The sequence below is a fragment of the Carboxylicivirga marina genome (assembly GCF_016612505.1).
Classification (GTDB): domain Bacteria; phylum Bacteroidota; class Bacteroidia; order Bacteroidales; family Marinilabiliaceae; genus Carboxylicivirga; species Carboxylicivirga marina.
On the sequence record NZ_JAENRR010000014.1, the window covers coordinates 63,363 to 80,097 of the forward strand.

General features: G+C 37.7%; 16 protein-coding genes. 12 read left to right on the plus strand and 4 right to left on the minus strand.

Features of this window, described 5'->3' with window-relative positions; translation table 11 throughout:
• Nucleotides 1–2,220, minus strand: coding sequence for an APC family permease (locus JIV24_RS08055; RefSeq protein ID WP_200464518.1), 2,220 nt, complete (start codon nt 2,218–2,220; stop codon nt 1–3).
• Nucleotides 2,221–2,534: 314 nt separating this feature from the next.
• Here JIV24_RS08055 and JIV24_RS08060 point away from each other — a divergent pair, with 314 nt between their 5' ends.
• Nucleotides 2,535–3,815 (plus strand): uracil-xanthine permease family protein, encoded by a 1,281-nt coding sequence (locus tag JIV24_RS08060; protein ID WP_234445756.1) that lies wholly within the window; start codon nt 2,535–2,537, stop codon nt 3,813–3,815.
• A gap of 643 nt (nt 3,816–4,458) precedes the next feature.
• Here the strand turns inward: JIV24_RS08060 and JIV24_RS08065 are convergent.
• The gene (locus tag JIV24_RS08065) at nt 4,459–5,190 is read right to left on the minus strand and encodes a DUF6261 family protein (RefSeq protein ID WP_200464519.1); all 732 of its coding nucleotides are present in this window, start codon (nt 5,188–5,190) and stop codon (nt 4,459–4,461) included.
• 76 nt (nt 5,191–5,266) lie between these two features.
• On the opposite strand from JIV24_RS08065, the gene JIV24_RS08070 reads away from it, so the two are divergent.
• The 8 genes from JIV24_RS08070 (at nt 5,267) to JIV24_RS08105 (ending at nt 11,965) form a co-directional block, all read left to right on the plus strand.
• The gene (locus JIV24_RS08070; RefSeq protein ID WP_200464520.1) at nt 5,267–5,470 is read left to right on the plus strand and encodes a hypothetical protein; all 204 of its coding nucleotides are present in this window, start codon (nt 5,267–5,269) and stop codon (nt 5,468–5,470) included.
• A gap of 420 nt (nt 5,471–5,890) precedes the next feature.
• Entirely contained in the window at nt 5,891–6,802 is a 912-nt protein-coding gene (locus JIV24_RS08075; protein ID WP_200464521.1) for a hypothetical protein, read from the plus strand.
• A 74-nt stretch (nt 6,803–6,876) separates the two neighbouring features.
• Nucleotides 6,877–7,260 (plus strand): MotA/TolQ/ExbB proton channel family protein, encoded by a 384-nt coding sequence (locus JIV24_RS08080; RefSeq protein ID WP_200464522.1) that lies wholly within the window; start codon nt 6,877–6,879, stop codon nt 7,258–7,260.
• 102 nt (nt 7,261–7,362) lie between these two features.
• Complete coding sequence (locus JIV24_RS08085) at nt 7,363–8,019, plus strand: porin family protein (protein WP_200464523.1); 657 nt, start codon at nt 7,363–7,365, stop codon at nt 8,017–8,019.
• A gap of 129 nt (nt 8,020–8,148) precedes the next feature.
• Entirely contained in the window at nt 8,149–8,493 is a 345-nt protein-coding gene (locus JIV24_RS08090; RefSeq protein WP_200464524.1) for an antibiotic biosynthesis monooxygenase family protein, read from the plus strand.
• A 104-nt stretch (nt 8,494–8,597) separates the two neighbouring features.
• Complete coding sequence (locus tag JIV24_RS08095; protein ID WP_200464525.1) at nt 8,598–9,878, plus strand: PQQ-binding-like beta-propeller repeat protein; 1,281 nt, start codon at nt 8,598–8,600, stop codon at nt 9,876–9,878.
• A gap of 198 nt (nt 9,879–10,076) precedes the next feature.
• A complete protein-coding gene (locus tag JIV24_RS08100; RefSeq protein ID WP_200464526.1) occupies nt 10,077–10,871 on the plus strand; it encodes a cation transporter in 795 nt (264 codons plus the stop codon).
• A 224-nt stretch (nt 10,872–11,095) separates the two neighbouring features.
• Nucleotides 11,096–11,965: a hypothetical protein gene (locus tag JIV24_RS08105; RefSeq protein ID WP_200464527.1), complete on the plus strand. Its 870-nt coding sequence runs from the start codon at nt 11,096–11,098 to the stop codon at nt 11,963–11,965.
• A 250-nt stretch (nt 11,966–12,215) separates the two neighbouring features.
• Here the strand turns inward: JIV24_RS08105 and JIV24_RS08110 are convergent, their stop codons facing one another.
• Nucleotides 12,216–12,575: a hypothetical protein gene (locus tag JIV24_RS08110; RefSeq protein ID WP_234445757.1), complete on the minus strand. Its 360-nt coding sequence runs from the start codon at nt 12,573–12,575 to the stop codon at nt 12,216–12,218.
• A 454-nt stretch (nt 12,576–13,029) separates the two neighbouring features.
• On the opposite strand from JIV24_RS08110, the gene JIV24_RS08115 reads away from it, so the two are divergent.
• A complete protein-coding gene (locus tag JIV24_RS08115; RefSeq protein WP_200464529.1) occupies nt 13,030–13,491 on the plus strand; it encodes a hypothetical protein in 462 nt (153 codons plus the stop codon).
• Between the two features lie 295 nt (nt 13,492–13,786).
• Here JIV24_RS08115 and JIV24_RS08120 read toward each other — a convergent pair whose 3' ends face one another.
• Nucleotides 13,787–14,602 carry a 2,3,4,5-tetrahydropyridine-2,6-dicarboxylate N-succinyltransferase gene (locus JIV24_RS08120; protein ID WP_200464530.1) on the minus strand — a complete coding sequence of 272 codons (816 nt, stop codon included), beginning with the start codon at nt 14,600–14,602 and terminating at the stop codon, nt 13,787–13,789.
• 243 nt (nt 14,603–14,845) lie between these two features.
• Between JIV24_RS08120 and JIV24_RS08125 the strand changes: the two genes are divergently transcribed.
• Both JIV24_RS08125 and JIV24_RS08130 read left to right on the plus strand, forming a co-directional pair.
• Nucleotides 14,846–15,631: a hypothetical protein gene (locus JIV24_RS08125; protein ID WP_200464531.1), complete on the plus strand. Its 786-nt coding sequence runs from the start codon at nt 14,846–14,848 to the stop codon at nt 15,629–15,631.
• A gap of 121 nt (nt 15,632–15,752) precedes the next feature.
• The gene (locus JIV24_RS08130) at nt 15,753–16,385 is read left to right on the plus strand and encodes a hypothetical protein (protein ID WP_200464532.1); all 633 of its coding nucleotides are present in this window, start codon (nt 15,753–15,755) and stop codon (nt 16,383–16,385) included.
• Nucleotides 16,386–16,735: the final 350 nt, after the last annotated feature.

The window sequence follows — 16,735 nt, forward strand, 5'->3', positions numbered from 1 at the left end:
TTAAATGTCTTTTTTGTGTGAGGTGTTAACAAATAATATGTTGCTCATATCGCCATAGTCGATTAGCTTGACAGGATTTTCCTTAACTGTTTCGGGTCTGAAACCAACAATGGCTAAATCGGCATCGGAGCTATGGCTCATGATCATTTCTTGCGTTGTTTGATTATTCGTCATCGATAAGAATACCACATTAGACGAGGATATCGGCAGACGACCTTCCTGAATCAGTTCGAGTAATCGTTTACGCTGTTTCTCTACCTGACTTTCGGGGAAGGTGGCGAATATTTTTATAACTGCATTGCGCCATTCAGGGTGACCCGAAATGATATATGCCAGTAAGATCATCAGGTTGGCATTTCTAAAGTCAAGTGCACTGATCCAAACATGAATCTCACGTTTATAGCCAAAGCCCTTATACGACGAATTAAGCACACATACATCAAAGCCTGTGGCTTCAAATAGTTGATAGTTGTCCAGTGCATGCTTGAGCGACTCAGGGTTGGTGCGTGAGAATTCGAATAGAATTAAGTTGTTGCCTTTTCCGCTAATGCCTGATAATTGAATCACCTGAGCAATGGCCGAAGTATAAGACGGACTTATGATTGTATCGAGATATAAACGGCTTTTACTGCCTTCCGATTGATTAATAAGGCGCTTTAGTACGTTCTGCGATTCCTCGTGGGTATCTTTATTTAAAAAGCCTTTAATAAAATGGATATATGTACCAAAGCCATGTTTGTAACACACCCATCTTAATAAATCAAAAGCTGCTTGTCGTTTAAATGAATCTTCAGAAACACAAATAGCAAAAGGTCGCCAATGGGTTTCCTTCTCATCTTTATTGGCACGCTGCACAAATATTTGTATCTGACGACTCAACTGGAATATGACACCTTTGAATAATTTTTCAAGACCTTGCCTTTCAGGATTAGCCATTGCTATAAAATAGTAGGTGGCTGCCATCAAACATGTTGCCAGTACAGCATAGCTCCATTTCATCTGGAACATTAACCAAAATGAAAGAACAGCACCTAATAACGAAAAGTACCACTTGTTATACTTAAATGTTGGTCGGTATGATGGATCGGCTGCAAAATGCTCTAAGAACGAGATAAGGCAGATAAAGCCATAGGTAATCATAAAGAACATGGAAATAATCTCAGCTACAAAATCCACATCACCTATAATGATAAAGAAGAAGGCGATGAAGATGGTGATGATACTTCCATTGATTGGCTCATTGTCATTGTCGCGCCCTTTGGCTATCCAGTTATTGAAATTATTGAATGGTAAGATACAGTCGAAACCGATGGCTTGTAAGGTACGTGGAGCTACCAGTAAAGAGCCAATAGCTGATGATAAACATGCAGCGGCCAAACCAATTGGAATAATGGGGCCCCAAATGGATATTTGCGACATTATCAGCTGATCGCTCTGCATGGCTTCGGGTGTTGCCGATGAGGCTAGCTTGAAAGCCACAATAACATAAATGACCATGCCAACAATGGTGGCCATTAAGGTGCCTTTGGGTATTGATCTTTTAGGGTCTTTTAAATCGCCCGATAAGCCAAGGCCAGCAGCAATTCCTGTAAAAGCCGGAAAAATGATGGTAAATACAACAAAGAATCCATCACCATTTGTAATGGTATTATTAAATGATAGCTCGATTCCTTCTGTTATTGGTTTTCCCATGAGGAAGAAAATGATGGAGACAAACAGTAAAGCCACCACACCATACAATGCTTTCATGCCAATGTTAGCACCTCTTAGTACCACAATTACCGAAAGGATAGACATCAGAATAAGTGTCACTATCTTTTTAAATATTACGGCATCAATGTCAAAAGGCAGATAGGGAATTAAAGGGTCAAATGCTTCACCAAAGGCAATGATGTAAAAGGCTACACTAACCGCCTGCGATAGAAACAAGGCTAAACCAATGGCCCCACCGATATTTAACCCGAAGGAGCGAGATATTATAAAATAAGCACCTCCGCCCTGCACCCGCTGATTGGTGGCAATTTCGGCTACTGCCAAAGCTGTAGGAACCGTAACTACATGACCTATCACAATAATAGCTATAAGTCCGCCTAATCCGACATGAGCAAGCGCATAACCAAATCGTAAAAATAATATGGCGCCTAAAATGGTTGAAATAGCTGTCATGAAAACAGCCAGGGCACCAAAGCCAGCGTTGGGGTTTGTAAGAGATTTTTGCATACTATATATATCAACTCAAACAAACCTAATGTTTTTAATTGTTTTGCCCAAAAAAGAGTCGCATGTCTTAAGCTTGGAAATATTTAAAATGTAATCCCCATCCCCGCGCCTTCGTCACGGTACTTCCCCTTTTGTTATGGCAAAAAGGGAAGAGCGAATGGCCTTCTTTACATTGTGTTGAATAATTAAGCATTCGGCCAATCCTTCTTCCCCATTTTAGGGGGAAGTACCATCGATAGATGGGGATGGGGGTGTACTACATTCAATCAATGGTCTGGCTAACTTATTTTGAACCTCACTAAATAAACCAGTGGATGATTGCAATTACATTGATATTCTTACTTTTGCAAGGTTTAACATGTAACGTTATCGTCATTATGAAGAATTCATCGCCAAGTTTAGGCCTTAGTAAACAGGTCATTATAGGTATTCAATTTTTATTTGTGGCATTTGGGGCCACTGTATTAGTTCCCTTATTAGTGGGTATCAATCCATCAATAGCACTATTTTCAGCAGGTGTTGGAACACTTATTTTTCATCTAATAACAAAAGGCAAGGTGCCTGTATTTTTAGGCAGTAGTTTTGCTTTTATTGCACCTATCACTTTGGCCACCGAAAAATTTGGTTGGGCGGGTACTTTATCTGGTTTAGTAGCTGTAGGTATTGTTTATTCTTTGATGTCGTTATTAATTAAATGGCGCGGAGTAGGTTTTATCAAGCGTATTTTTCCTTCGGTAGTAGTAGGCCCAGTAATTATGGTTATTGGTTTATCATTAGCCTCAGTAGGTGTTGACATGGCCAAAGGCAACTGGATTATCTCCGGTGTTTCATTACTATCGGCCATTATTGCGGTGGTTTACTTCAAAGGATTATTAAGACTGATACCTGTTTTTGTTGGTATTATTGTAGGATATGTATTGTCGCTAATTTTAGGTGTGGTTGATTTTTCACCAATTAGGGACGCTGCCTGGATTGCTTTACCTGAGTTTACCATGCCTGAGTTCAACTGGCAGGCGATTTTATTTATGATTCCTGTGGCTATTGCGCCACTGATTGAGCACGTAGGTGATATTTATGCGGTAGGTGCTGTAGCCGAAAAAGATTTTATTAAAGAGCCAGGGTTAAACAGAACCATGCTTGGTGATGGTGTGGCAACTGCGTTTGCCGGATTAATTGGTAGTGTACCAAACACAACTTATTCAGAAGTTACAGGAGCCATTGAATTAACCAAAGTTACAGATCCAAAAGTATTGCGTATCACGGCTATTACAGCTATTGTGTTTTCGGTGGTTGGAAAAGTAAGCGGCTTTTTAAAATCAATTCCTACCGAAGTATTAGGCGGTATTATGTTGTTGCTTTTTGGTATGATTGCCAGTGTGGGTATTAAAACGCTGACAGAGTCAAAAGCTGATTTCCATAAAACCCGTAATATGGTCATTGTATCAGTTATCTTAACTGTAGGTATTGGTGGTGCATCCATTGAATTAGGTTCATTCTCTTTAGCAGGTATTGGGTTAGCATCGGTCATTGGTGTTATCTTAAACCTGATACTTCCTGGTCAGTCAAAACCAGTTGAAATGGAAGAAGTAAAATAGTGAATAGTAAGCTAAGCGGACTATTTTTAGAATAATATATAAACCTGACAGGTCTTTGAGACCTGTCAGGTTTTTTCTTATAAATATTGCCCTTGTGTCGAGCAGGCATTCCTGACTTTCAATGTTTCAAAACTTCGTATTGAGTGGTGAATGATGATAATCAGAGTATGCAGGAACTCTGACATCAGCAACGCAGATGGGCACCTTTCAATTGTAATGAGCGTAGAATTAAAAGCTGTCTGAACCGCCATTAGGCGGAGAGTTCTTTTAATTCAGCGAATAAGATTAGAAAGGTCATCGAGTGCTGTGGTCAGCGGGGTTTTTCGTTAGTTTTTGCCCTGTAGCAAAAAGTAACTCTGGTTTGGGCGAAGCACCAAATTGATACGTCTTCATACCATGCTCGCTTTTAGCAATCGACCTATCAAATGGCTTTTAAAGTCTTTAACTCGATTGATTTACAATCGTCGCTTAAACGGCAATGTAACTTGTCTTTCTGTTTCTTTAAAGTCCAAACTACTGCTTGGCAGCCTGCTAGCGCAGGTTTGTAATCTGTGCTTATGAGTGAAAAAAGAAAACCCGATAGAACTTTTTCTAAACGGGTTTTCAACTGTAAAGTAGACTTTTTTGAACCTATTCTACTAAACTAATTTTCTTCAGTCTCTACACTATCTTTCTTATTTATTCGCTTTCGCACCTTATCATTATTGTCGGCAATAATTTGTGCGGTGGCCGCGGCAAAGTCACCATAAGTGTCTGTTGCAGCTATTGCCATGGCACGTAGGTAAATCACCAGTTCGTTATTGATGAGCTTTAATAGTGCTGATTTCAATTTAGTAGCCGTATCCTTATTGTTGTGCCTGGCCTTTGCTTCGCTGTAGGCTATAAATGTGCTGGTAAAAGCATCCTGGGCAGTGCGTATGGCAACTACCGTTTCAGCCACCCCAGTCAATAGGGCAATAGCTGCTTTCACATCTTCGGCTTCCAAATCTTTTAGTAAAGACTCGATTAAGGCCGACTCCTGAGCATAGTTGGCTCGTAACAGTTCCGATAAAGGATATTTATCTAATACCGTACAAACGGTGTGTGCAGCTGCGCTGATGGTTTCGTCCGGATGATAGAGGTAGCCACTTGATAAATTATACAAAGCACGTAATGGTTTTTCGCGCTTATCATCAGCTGTTTCCAGTTCCGATACCGCTTTGTCCTGCCTGATGGCATAGCTTAAATTTTCCTCTTCATTCCCCATCTTTTCTAATACGCCCGAAAGGAATGAATCATCACCTAAGGCCTTTGTAGCAGCCGCTTTTAAAATACTCTCCGTTACCGTAGCTACCTCGCCATTGTAGCTGCGTTGCATTAGTTTTTCTATTTTCATTAATATTAGGTTTGTGTTGGTTAACCTTAAGTAATGGGCCAAAAAGTAAATGTATTTGAGCTCAAACAACCATGTAATGAGCAAAAATCAAATGTTTATCGCTTCCCGTAATGTTACAACGGCCAATAATCAAATGATTTTTGCCTCCTGTAACCTTGAAATGGGCAATCGACAAATAATTATGGCTCATTGTAACGATGAAACGTGCCAAAATACTTTGCTTTTACTCAAATCAGTGTTCGTTACCGAAAAATACTTTGCTTTTGGCCTGTGTGCTTAATTGGCCAACCAACTTGTTAAATAATTTCAGATTAAAATTAGTCAAATAATTTAATCTGCAAAACATTATGGCTAATTAAGTGAGTGCTAGTTGTAGTTTGCAGGAATGATAAGGGATGTATGGTTGGGGTTGATAGTTAAATGTATAGAAAGTGTTATTGAGCCAGTATGAAGTTATTATGTTGAGGTTGGTTTGTGGTGTTATTTAACTAATTTAGATGAGTGGAGTAGATAAGTAATATCTCCCTTGGGGTTGCGGATTTGTAATCCGTGTCATTCAATATGAATTGATAAGCACCGATTGCAAACCGGCGATAGCAAAGAGGACGAAAATAGATTGATTGTGTTTTCAAAAGATGATACTCCCGAAAGGTTTAAAGCAAAGTATAAACATTATTGTATTAGATTTAATTAAAGAAGTATGCCATTATACAAAATAACAGATTCTGAGCTTCGACAATATTGTAAGGAATACATTGAATCACTTGAGATGTGGTTAAGAAGATTAATTGATGATATTCTCACAACTGAATATGGTGAAAATTATTATGATCATACTCTTAAGGATGGAACTAATCTAATTTCGAAAAAAATAAAAAAAGAAATTAACGATCGAATAACAGCTGAACCTTCAAGATATGCGAGGCCAATTGATGCTTGTCTATTAGAATCAGAAATAAAAATAATTACAAATCCAACTCTTTACAATAAACATTTCAGAAAGGTATTTGACGAATTTTTCATTAAGGGAAATTCAGAGATGATAAGATTGTATTTGAATAGATTGGTTTTACCAAGAAATAAACTGTATCATGCTAATGCTATATCCGTAAGGGATGGAGAACGAGTAGTGTGTTATACTAATGATATAATCGAAAGCATAAAAAAATATTATAGCAAAATAAATATGGATCAAGAATTTAATGTCCCTTTAATTCTAAAATACAAAGACTCATTTGGTAATACCATATTCAGAAATAAGTTTACAGGAAAGACTGTAGTTGGGGGTAATTATATCAGCTTTATCAACAAGGAAGAATATTTTTTGAGACCAGGAGATAAAATTTCAATTGAGGTAGAAATAGATCCTACTTTTCCAAATGAATCCTATAGTCTAAAATGGTCTCCAACAGTTGAAGAAAGCGAAAATAAATTTTCTTACATAATAAAAAACAAAGATGTTGGAGAAGAATTTAATATCTCTGTCAGTCTAACTACAACAAATGATTGGCATAGACTTAGGGGAGCTGATGATATATTAGTAGTTAAGTTTAAAGTTCTACCACCACCCCCGCTCGGCGATGTTTGCAACTTCGTCGATTCTGAAAAGTAGTTATAAACTAATGGTTGCATCAAACGAAGGTGCAAACTTACTTAGCAGAGGTTAAATTTTATAATCAATTTAAAATGAACGGACTATTTAATCTATATCCATATACTTTACTTCCATTGACATGTGGAATAATATTAATTGTTACGGGTTATATAAAATTGTGGAAACTTCGTAAAACAAATTATCCTGAATCAATCGGAATTTTTTGGACTTGGCTATTGGGTGTCATTGGTTTACTATTAGGTATTTTTGGTCAAGTATTAAGTATGGTTGAAGCATTTGATTCAATTTCGCAAGCTGGAACAATATCACCATCAATGGTGGCTGATGGTATTAAAAATTCATACAAACCTACATTGTTTGGTTTGACTGTTTTAATTATATCATTAGTTGTTTGGGGAATTCTGAATGGTATAAAACAAAGAAAAATATACTTAAAACCAACAGACCCCAGCTAGCGCAGATTTGTAATCTGTGCTAACGAGTAAATAAATTGGCACGAATTACAAATTCGCGCCAGCGAGTGTGTTGTATTGATAACCTGAAAAAACTATAACACTATGAAAAAAACAATTTTATTCCTGATTGGATCGCTAATCTCTTTATTCGCTTTTTCTCAAGAATCAAAAATTGCCATTGGTTTGCAAATGGCCAATTCCATCACATCGCTTAGGGGCAATCCAATGATAGATGACTTTGACAGCCGTTTTGTTATTTCGCCTGGTATTACTTTTGATTATGTTTTATCAGAAAACCTTTCATTGAACAGCGGATTGGCCTTTGAAAGAAAGGGAGCCAAAACCGATGTTGAATATACAGATAAGTCAGGATCGATACTTCTTAATTCTGAAGTGGAAAGTAATTTCGACTATCTGACATTACCTTTAATGCTGAGCTATCATACAAATTCGAAGCTTAAGTTTTATTTTGGAGGCGGTACTTTTCTTAGCTTTTTGTTGAGTCAGAAAACTATTTTCGAAGGAAGTAGTATTATGCCTGAACAGGTTGAGGATAACACTGAAAATATGAAAAGAATAGATGTTGGATTAGCGTTAAAGGCTGGTATTAATTTACCAATGAATGATAGGTTTATACTAGACCTAGGGCTGCGAAACTACCTTGGATTGCTCAATACCAGCAAGTTGGATGTTATTGATGATGGTTCGATTAAAACGAATGCTTTTAGTGCTGTTATTGGAGTGAAGTATAAGATATAAAGCAATGAGGGCTACCCTTCTCGCTTAGCAGAGATTTATAATATGTGCCTGCATTTAATGTTGATAAACACCTATTGCAAATAGGCGCTAGCAAAGGATTATCGCAAATAAAAAATCTAAAATTACAATATGATTGCAGTAATATTTGAAGTTTGTCCGAAAGAAGAAAATAAGCAAGAATATCTTGATATAGCAGCAAAATTGAAACCAATGCTTGCAAACGTAGATGGTTTTATATCTGTAGAACGTTTTGAGAGTCTTCAAACAAAAGGAAAAATTCTATCACTTTCGTTTTGGGAAAGTGAGGAAGCCATAGAGAAATGGCGAAACGAAACGATGCATCGGGAAGGACAAGCTGAAGGCTTAGGACATATCTTCTCTGATTACAGAATAAGAGTAGGTTCAATTATTCGAGACTATGGAATAAATAAAAGAGAGGAAGCCCCGAAGGATAGTAATGAATATCATAAGTAGCGCACATGCTAGGCGTATTTGTAATTATATCGAAAATAAAAAGTAGTTTTAAACTCCTGATTTCAAAAGTGAAGAATCGATAAAAACATAAACTTACAGACACTATGACTACAAAATCTACCGGACAAACCTTTATTCTATTATTGGTTTTATTCAGCTTCTTTTTTTCCTCGAACGCCCAAATTACGCAGTTCCGTGGGCCAAACCGTGATGGTATTTTCCCCGAAACAGGTTTATTAAAAGAATGGCCGGCTGATGGACCGGAAGTTTTGTTTGTAACGGAAGGATTGGGCAAAACAAACTCATCAACCATTGCAACAAGCGAGCGTATTTATACGACCGGTAATATCGATACACTTGAGTATTTGAGCTGCATGGATTTAAACGGCAAAGTCCTTTGGCAAAAACCTTACGGCGAGGTCTGGAAAAATTCGTTCCCCGAAGCACGGTGTACGCCTACACTCGAAGGCGACCGCATTTATGTACTTTCAGGCATGGATCAGATGGCCTGTTTAAATGCCAAAACCGGCGATGAAATCTGGAGTGTTGACTTACACAAAGAATACCAAAGTGATTGGGATATGTTTGGTGTGTCTGAATCGCCACTTTTGGTTGATGACAAGGTGATTGCTTCCATTGGTGGTGCAACTGCCATGGTTATTGCTCTGGATAAAATGACCGGCAAGTTGATTTGGAAATCGAAATCCTTAAACACGAAACGTTCGAATGTATCGCCTGCTTTGATTGAACATTGTGGCAAAAAATACATTATTACCGCTAGCAAAACACACGTGCTAAGCTTAGATACAGAAAATGGTGAGATATGCTGGGATTATCATTATAATGTATTGAGTCCTAAAGGCGATAATTCAACTATTATATCAAATATTCCAACTTATAAGGATAGTTGCTTATGGATATCAGGCGGTTGGGATGCCAAGTCAACGATGATAAGAATTGCCCCCGATGGACGGTCCGTTACCGAAGAGTTTAACGACCGAACTTTTGATAATCAAAACCACGGTGTTGTCTTAGTAGATAACTTTTTATACGGCTCGAATTTTACCGGAAGGCAAACCGGTAAATGGATTTGCATGGACTGGCAAACAGGTGAAATAAAATGGATTGGTGATTTTCATACAAAAGGGCCCATTATTTCAGCCGAAGGCATGTTATACCTCTACGAAGAAAAACGCGGTAACATGGCATTGGTAAAAGCCAATTCAAAAAAGTTTGAAGTAATAAGTTCCTTTCGTGTTAAGGAAGGAAAAGGGCCGCACTGGGCACGTCCGTCAATCTATAATGGCATGTTGCTTGTGAGGCATGGAGAGGTGATGGTTGCTTATGATGTAAAAGAGAAAAAAGAATTAATTAGCGAGCTCTAAAGCAGGTTTTAAATACTCTTGCTCCTATGCGAACCTGTTCGCGTTATAAAGAAATACACCAAGCTGCATTTTAATACAATGCAGCTTTTCTTTGATTCCCAACATTCTAATTCAGATGATTAAAACCAAAGCACTGCTTTAATGTTAGTAATTATAGTATGGAGTTGAAGGCTTATAGCACTCGAAACAATCTAAGCAATGGAAAAGACACTATTTGAAATATCAAAAATGGACTGCCCTTCCGAAGAAAATTTAATCCGTATGCAGCTCGATGGTATCTCAAACATTAAACAACTCAATTTTGATATTCCTAAGCGGCAGCTGACGGTTACGCATGAGGGGTCAATTGACCAGATTGAAAAGGCCATTATTGACCTTAACTTAGGTGGGCGAAAAATAAAGACCGAAATAACTGAGCAAACAGAATTTAAAGAGCAAGCTAGCCAAAGAAAGCTACTTTGGTCAGTTCTGGCTATTAACTTCTCGTTCTTTATCATCGAGATGACTACCGGACTTCTCTCAAAATCAATGGGCCTGGTAGCCGATAGCTTGGATATGCTTGCTGATTCGTTTGTTTATGGAATCAGCCTTTTTGCGGTTGGCGGCACCTTGATTAGAAAAAAACGCATTGCTAAAACGGCTGGTTACTTCCAAATAATATTAGCCATCATTGGGTTTGCCGAAGTGCTACGGCGGTTTTTTGGTGCAGAAGCATTACCCGACTTCACAACCATGATTGTTATATCTATTCTAGCCCTTATCGCCAATGCTATTTGCCTATTTATTTTACAAAAATCAAAAAGTAAAGAGGAAGCTCATATGAAAGCAAGTCTCATTTTTACATCCAATGACGTCATCATAAACCTGGGTGTTGTTGCAGCCGGGTTATTGGTTAACTGGTTGAATTCAAATAAGCCAGATTTAGTTATTGGAACCATTGTTTTTGTCCTTGTTATTCAGGGAGCTATCAGAATATTAAAACTTGGACAATAAAATAAGTAGGTCCGAAGAATTTTATTGATTAAGCCTTTCGCCTCATAATTATATGCTATTGCGAGTCTGCAGTCATCATATTTTATGAACTGGCTCTTAAGGAGGGTCTTCATCTTTTACTCATTGCTAAACCATCAGTGCTTTCTATCGGTTTAATTAACAACATGAAGCTTGAGTTTCATGTTGCATCATGTAACTTTTAGAAACCTAATAAAATCGTAAACATGAGAAATAAAATGCGAATAGGCCTCTTGATTGTTTCTATCCCTCTTGTCGTAATGCTTTCGGGCTGCCGCTTAAGTACCGTTCTATCGGAGACGACTCCAGATATTGATAAAGAACGAGATGCCGAATTGTTAACTGCTTTTTTTGGCAGAGACAGCGACTTACCCCTCATAACGTTTTTGCTTTCAACTAAAGCACCCGGAAACGATGGCATGCCCCTGGTGTTTTCACAAGAAGTAGATCCGGCTACTCTGGATGTATCAGATTTTGAAATTACCTCTTTAAATGGAACCAAATATACAGCTGCCGATGCTACTCTTCGTCCGGCCATCGAAGCCTTTGAATTAAGGACAGTTTTGCTTGTTGGTGAATATGGCGACCATCCTGAAAATCCACCGGTGTCAGTAAAGGTCGTGGGTGATTTAATGAGCCGCTCGGGTCAGAATTATAAAGGGCAGGAAGTAGATGTGATTCAACTCGATGAGGGTCCCGTATTAAGCTATGCTGAGTATTTCACCTTTACCGACGATTATCCTTATGTTGAAAAGGGAAGAGGCTGCGATTGTCCGCGCGATGAAACAGCAATGGTGGCCCGCTTGGTTTGGTCGGGTGGTGTAAGAGCTGTTAATGGAAAAGAGCTTGGTGATAATGAGTTAGATGCCATTACTGTTGCCATGGTTCAAGGGAGTGATACCATCCATGTGAAACCCTATATGCTGGCCGACCTGAAAGACAGTGATAACAACATTGATTTATGCCTGAAGGAAAAAGGCATTCCTGTCTATGTTGAAGTTGAGGCAGGTATTGCTATTGATCCCCGTGATGATGTGAACCCCAAAACACAGTTGGAAATAATTAGCCGATGGTAATAATGCTATTTAAGCACAGTGCCCCGCTACCGCGCGTGTTCTCACACGTGGTTTATGAGAAACAATAATCATAAAAAAAACCTGACAGGATACATTCCGGTCAGGTTTTCTATTTTATTCACTTGGCTCTACAATTCGCCTATGCTGGTGAGCATATTATTAACAGCGGCTTTGAATAATTAAATTGATAAGCTTTTAACGAGTTGGCGTTATCGAGCAATCACAATGCTCCAATCGGTATTGTAATGAATCATTGACTAAAGAAATCTTCATCATCAATAAGGGCTTCTACCAGATATTTGTAGTTTACACCTTTCATATTACCATATGTGTATGTTGATCCTTTGCTTTTTATATGGTAATAGCTACTCCACATACTTTGATACTTTAAAATATTAGCATTTTGTTGTGCAACTTGCTTTATTAATGATGTATCTCTGGCCACCAGTAAATTATAAAATCCTTCCCAAGCGTATTTCCTTAATGTTTCGATAGTTAGGCTATCGTTTCTATCGAATATTTCTACACTCTTGTTAACATCACGAATAATAACACCTTCAATTTGCTTAAAACTGGATCTTGTATATTCAAATTGTAATGGTGATATCAATTTTTGACACAATAAACTACAGGTCACTGAGGATAATGTAAGGATGAGCAGGGATTTATACATAGTTGAAGTTTAATACTATGTAATATATCTAAAGCAATGAGTGTTTTTAAAAAAAAATCAATGAAACGAATTATTTCTTCAATGAATGATATTGACCTCTCTCGTTGAATTGTGCAAGTTCGTCGAACCTATAAGCAGGTTTTAAGCTTCTGTCTTCTATTAAGAGAGTTCACCGATTTCAATAAGCCGTTGAATTAACTATTATGAGGGTTTTTACTAACCTTGAACAGTCTCTAAGAACCAATTTTATTGCTTTCCTACGATAATACATTTATTTATAAAATTTTCTCACTAACATCGCAGCGAAATTCGTGATTTATAGTACAAGGCCACAGTCAGGTACCATAGTCACTAACCAAGATTATTAGTGATAATTATAAAAAAACAGACAATGAAAAATTTATTAAAGTTTACTTTAGGCCTTCTGGTATGTGCTACATTATTTAGTTGTGATAAAGATGATGACGACAACTCACCAGCAGGAAACACAATTGAAATGAACGGAGAGTCATTTAAGATAGATATGAATGTGTTTTCATATAATAGTTTTGGAGATGTTGAAACGAGTTCTATTAATTTAGTCAACCTAGATTCATCGTCGACTTTAGCTATCATGCTAGTGAACACAACAGGTGAATCTGTTGATGGTACTTATGTGTTTCCTGGGGAATTAACTGATTTAAGAAGGTTAGATGGAACCAATTATATGGCTAATTCATCGATGACGTCAATTAAGGAAGGAACTGTATCTGTTTCTAAGGATGGTGATATTTATACCTTAGTTATTGATATTACAATGGAAGATGATACAACTTTTAAAGGCGAATACACTGAGGAATTAGTAGCAATGTAATAAGAGCACAAGTAGAGCTCATATATATCCAAGCCCTATCAGGAAATGTTTTTCTGATGGGGCTTTATGTTTTAATCCTTCGCACTTTTGATCAAGCAAGACTTACGTATAGAACTATACCGCTATGGCACGTGCCCCCGCTACTGTGCGTGTCCTCGCGCGTGGTGTATGAGAAACATTAAGTATAAAAAAACCTGATAGGAACCACTCCCATCAGGTTTTCTATTTTATCTGCTAAACTCATCAACTCCTGCTAAGCTGTAAATCATCTAAAGTCTAGTCTCTATTAGTCTAATTAAACAGCTACATTATTATCGCGCAAAGCATCGTTTAATGAAGTCTTCTTATCTGTTGACTCTTTACGCTGACCAATAATCAAAGCTGCCGGTACCTGGTATTCGCCTGCTGGGAATTTCTTGGTAATGCTACCAGGAATAACCACCGAGCGTGGAGGTACATAACCTTTGTACTCTTTAGGCTCGTCACCGCTTACATCAATAATTTTTGTAGAAGCAGTTAATACAACATTGGCACCTAACACGGCTTCTTTACCAACTCGTACACCTTCAACCACAATACAACGTGAACCCACAAAAGCATCGTCTTCGATAATAACCGGAGCAGCCTGTACTGGCTCCAATACACCGCCAATGCCAACACCACCACTCAGGTGAACGTTTTTACCAATCTGTGCACAGCTACCAACCGTTGCCCAGGTGTCAACCATGGTACCCGAACCAACATACGCACCAATATTCACATACGATGGCATCATTACCACACCCGACTCAAGGAAAGCACCGTAGCGGGCAACAGCATGAGGAACTACACGAACACCCTGTGCAGCATAGTCTTTCTTAAGTGCAATTTTATCATGGAATTCAAACGGGCCCACTTCTATGGTTTCCATTTTCTGAGTAGGGAAGTAAAGGATAACTGCCTTTTTAACCCACTCATTAACAATCCAGTAATCACCATTTGGCTCAGCCACACGAATTTCACCTTTGTCCAGTTTCTCAACAACTGTTTTAATGGCATCAACTGTTTCCGTGTTACTTAACATTGACCGGTCACCCCAGGCCTTTTCAATGATATTCTTCAAATCGCTCATTGTTATTTCTTTTATATAGTTTTTATTTATTTCTCTTGCTTGTGATAAGCTAATGAACTGATGATCATTTGGCGCAAAAATAATTCTAATTAATAAGATTATACTATAAAAAAATGTTAAGCACTTTTGTTTTAACTATTTAATCATAGCGTGTTAAAAGCTGTTAATTATAGGTTCGTTTGTTGAAAAAATAACACCTGTCGATGAAAGATGAATTATATTGACCTTGCCTAATCCAGCTGAATGGGAAAAAAGAGTTTAAAAATAGCATTCATTATCCTGTGGATATTGCCTTTGTTGGCCAATAGTCAGTCAAAGCTGGTATGGTTGCATGGAAAAGTAATTAGCCAATCGAATAAGCGCCCCATTCCTCTGGCACAAATTGCCAGTTATAAAAAAATGAATGTGTACGTGGCCGATTCAGTAGGTGAATTCCGAATCATACTTGATAGCAAGGATAGTATCCGAGTTCTGGCTTTAGGTTTTGATGCGCATACTTTTTCATTGAATAGTTTTGAGGTCGATGCTGATAGGATGTATACGTTTTCGCTCAAACCCATCGCGTATCAAATTGAGCAGATTGACATTAATGCGAATAAGCACTATAATGATTACATGGAGAACTTAAAAGCCATGCGTCGCAAACAAATGGAGATGGATTTGCAACTTCCTTCTCATATTCAATTGGGCAGAAAACCAGATGTGCCGGTTGATATATTGCCAAGCTATCGAAGAAATCCACCTGTGCTTGCTGCTATTCTTCAGCCGGCTAATTTTATTTATTACCATACTGCCAAGTCAGAAAAGCAAAAGCGAAAAATGATGAAGGTTTTGAAGTACGAGAAGCAACGGCAATACATGACCAATGAAATGATGCAGAAAATTAGCGGGTTAAACGGTGATAAGCTTAATGGCTTTATAATCTACTGTAATGCTAATATCAAATTTGAGAAGAATGATACACCCTTAAGTATCAAATATAAAGTGGTGGATTTGTTTGAAGCATATAAACGAGATAAAAATGATTAAAGTTTGACTACTGATATGTGCTGCTTTATGTTGCATTTGCGGTCTTGTAAGTGCTCAAACAGACGATGATTTCGCCAATCAACTTATTGGAAAAATCGTTCAGCAAGATAGTATTACGCCTGTGCCTTTTGCCTTTGTTGGAAATAGTCATTCGGGCTTAGGTAAGGAAACAGGTGATAATGGAGTTTTTAAGTTAAATACAAGTCCCAATGATACCATCTTTTTTCGATGTCTGGGATTTCAGGATTCAATGCTTGTTGTTAATGAGCAAATGCTGGCCGATACCTTGCTTTGGGTGGTAAAAGAAAAGAACTATGAGCTTGGCTCTGTTGATGTATTAATGTTTAAATCCTATGCATCTTTTAGGCATATGGTGGCTAATATGGATATGATGCCCACGGAAGGCATTAGTATGCCCGTATATGTTGATGCCCGTGCAGTTAAAAAATCTATTCGGGAAAAAGATCCGCGTTTTGGACCTGGTATTGCATTTGGTAGCGGAGTTACACGAAAAGAAAAAAAATATGCTGCCTTTGCCTATAACGAAGCACGCTATGAGCGCTTTCGGGAGATGACTTCACGTGAAAATATGAGGTATCTCACCAAACTAGAGGGAGCCCAATTGGATTCATTTATGGTATTCCTAAGAACTAAACATAAAATAGATCCCACACTTACTGATTATAAAATGATGGAAGCTATTAATATGGTATTTGAGCATTACATGGCTTTGAATACAGATACCATAAAGTAGTAAAACATGACGTTTGTCACACAGGTATTTGAACTTACATTTGATGTGTTTTTCAATTCTTATTCAAATGCGCTGTAAGTAATTGAAATAAAGGCCTTACAAATAGGATGTGCGCCTCTTTAATTTGAGTCGATTTTTCGAATCATACTATATATATAGAAAGAGTGTTCAAATAGTAACTCAAATCGCATTGAAAAATACGAATTGTAAAAATATTTGATATTTATTTGACTATTTCTTTGGCATTATAAAAATCAATCCTACATTTGCTAACGTAAAAAGCAGAAAAAAGGGAATTTCTTAATTGAAGTTTCTTAAAAGCAAAAGAAGATGAAATTCAATTTATCACT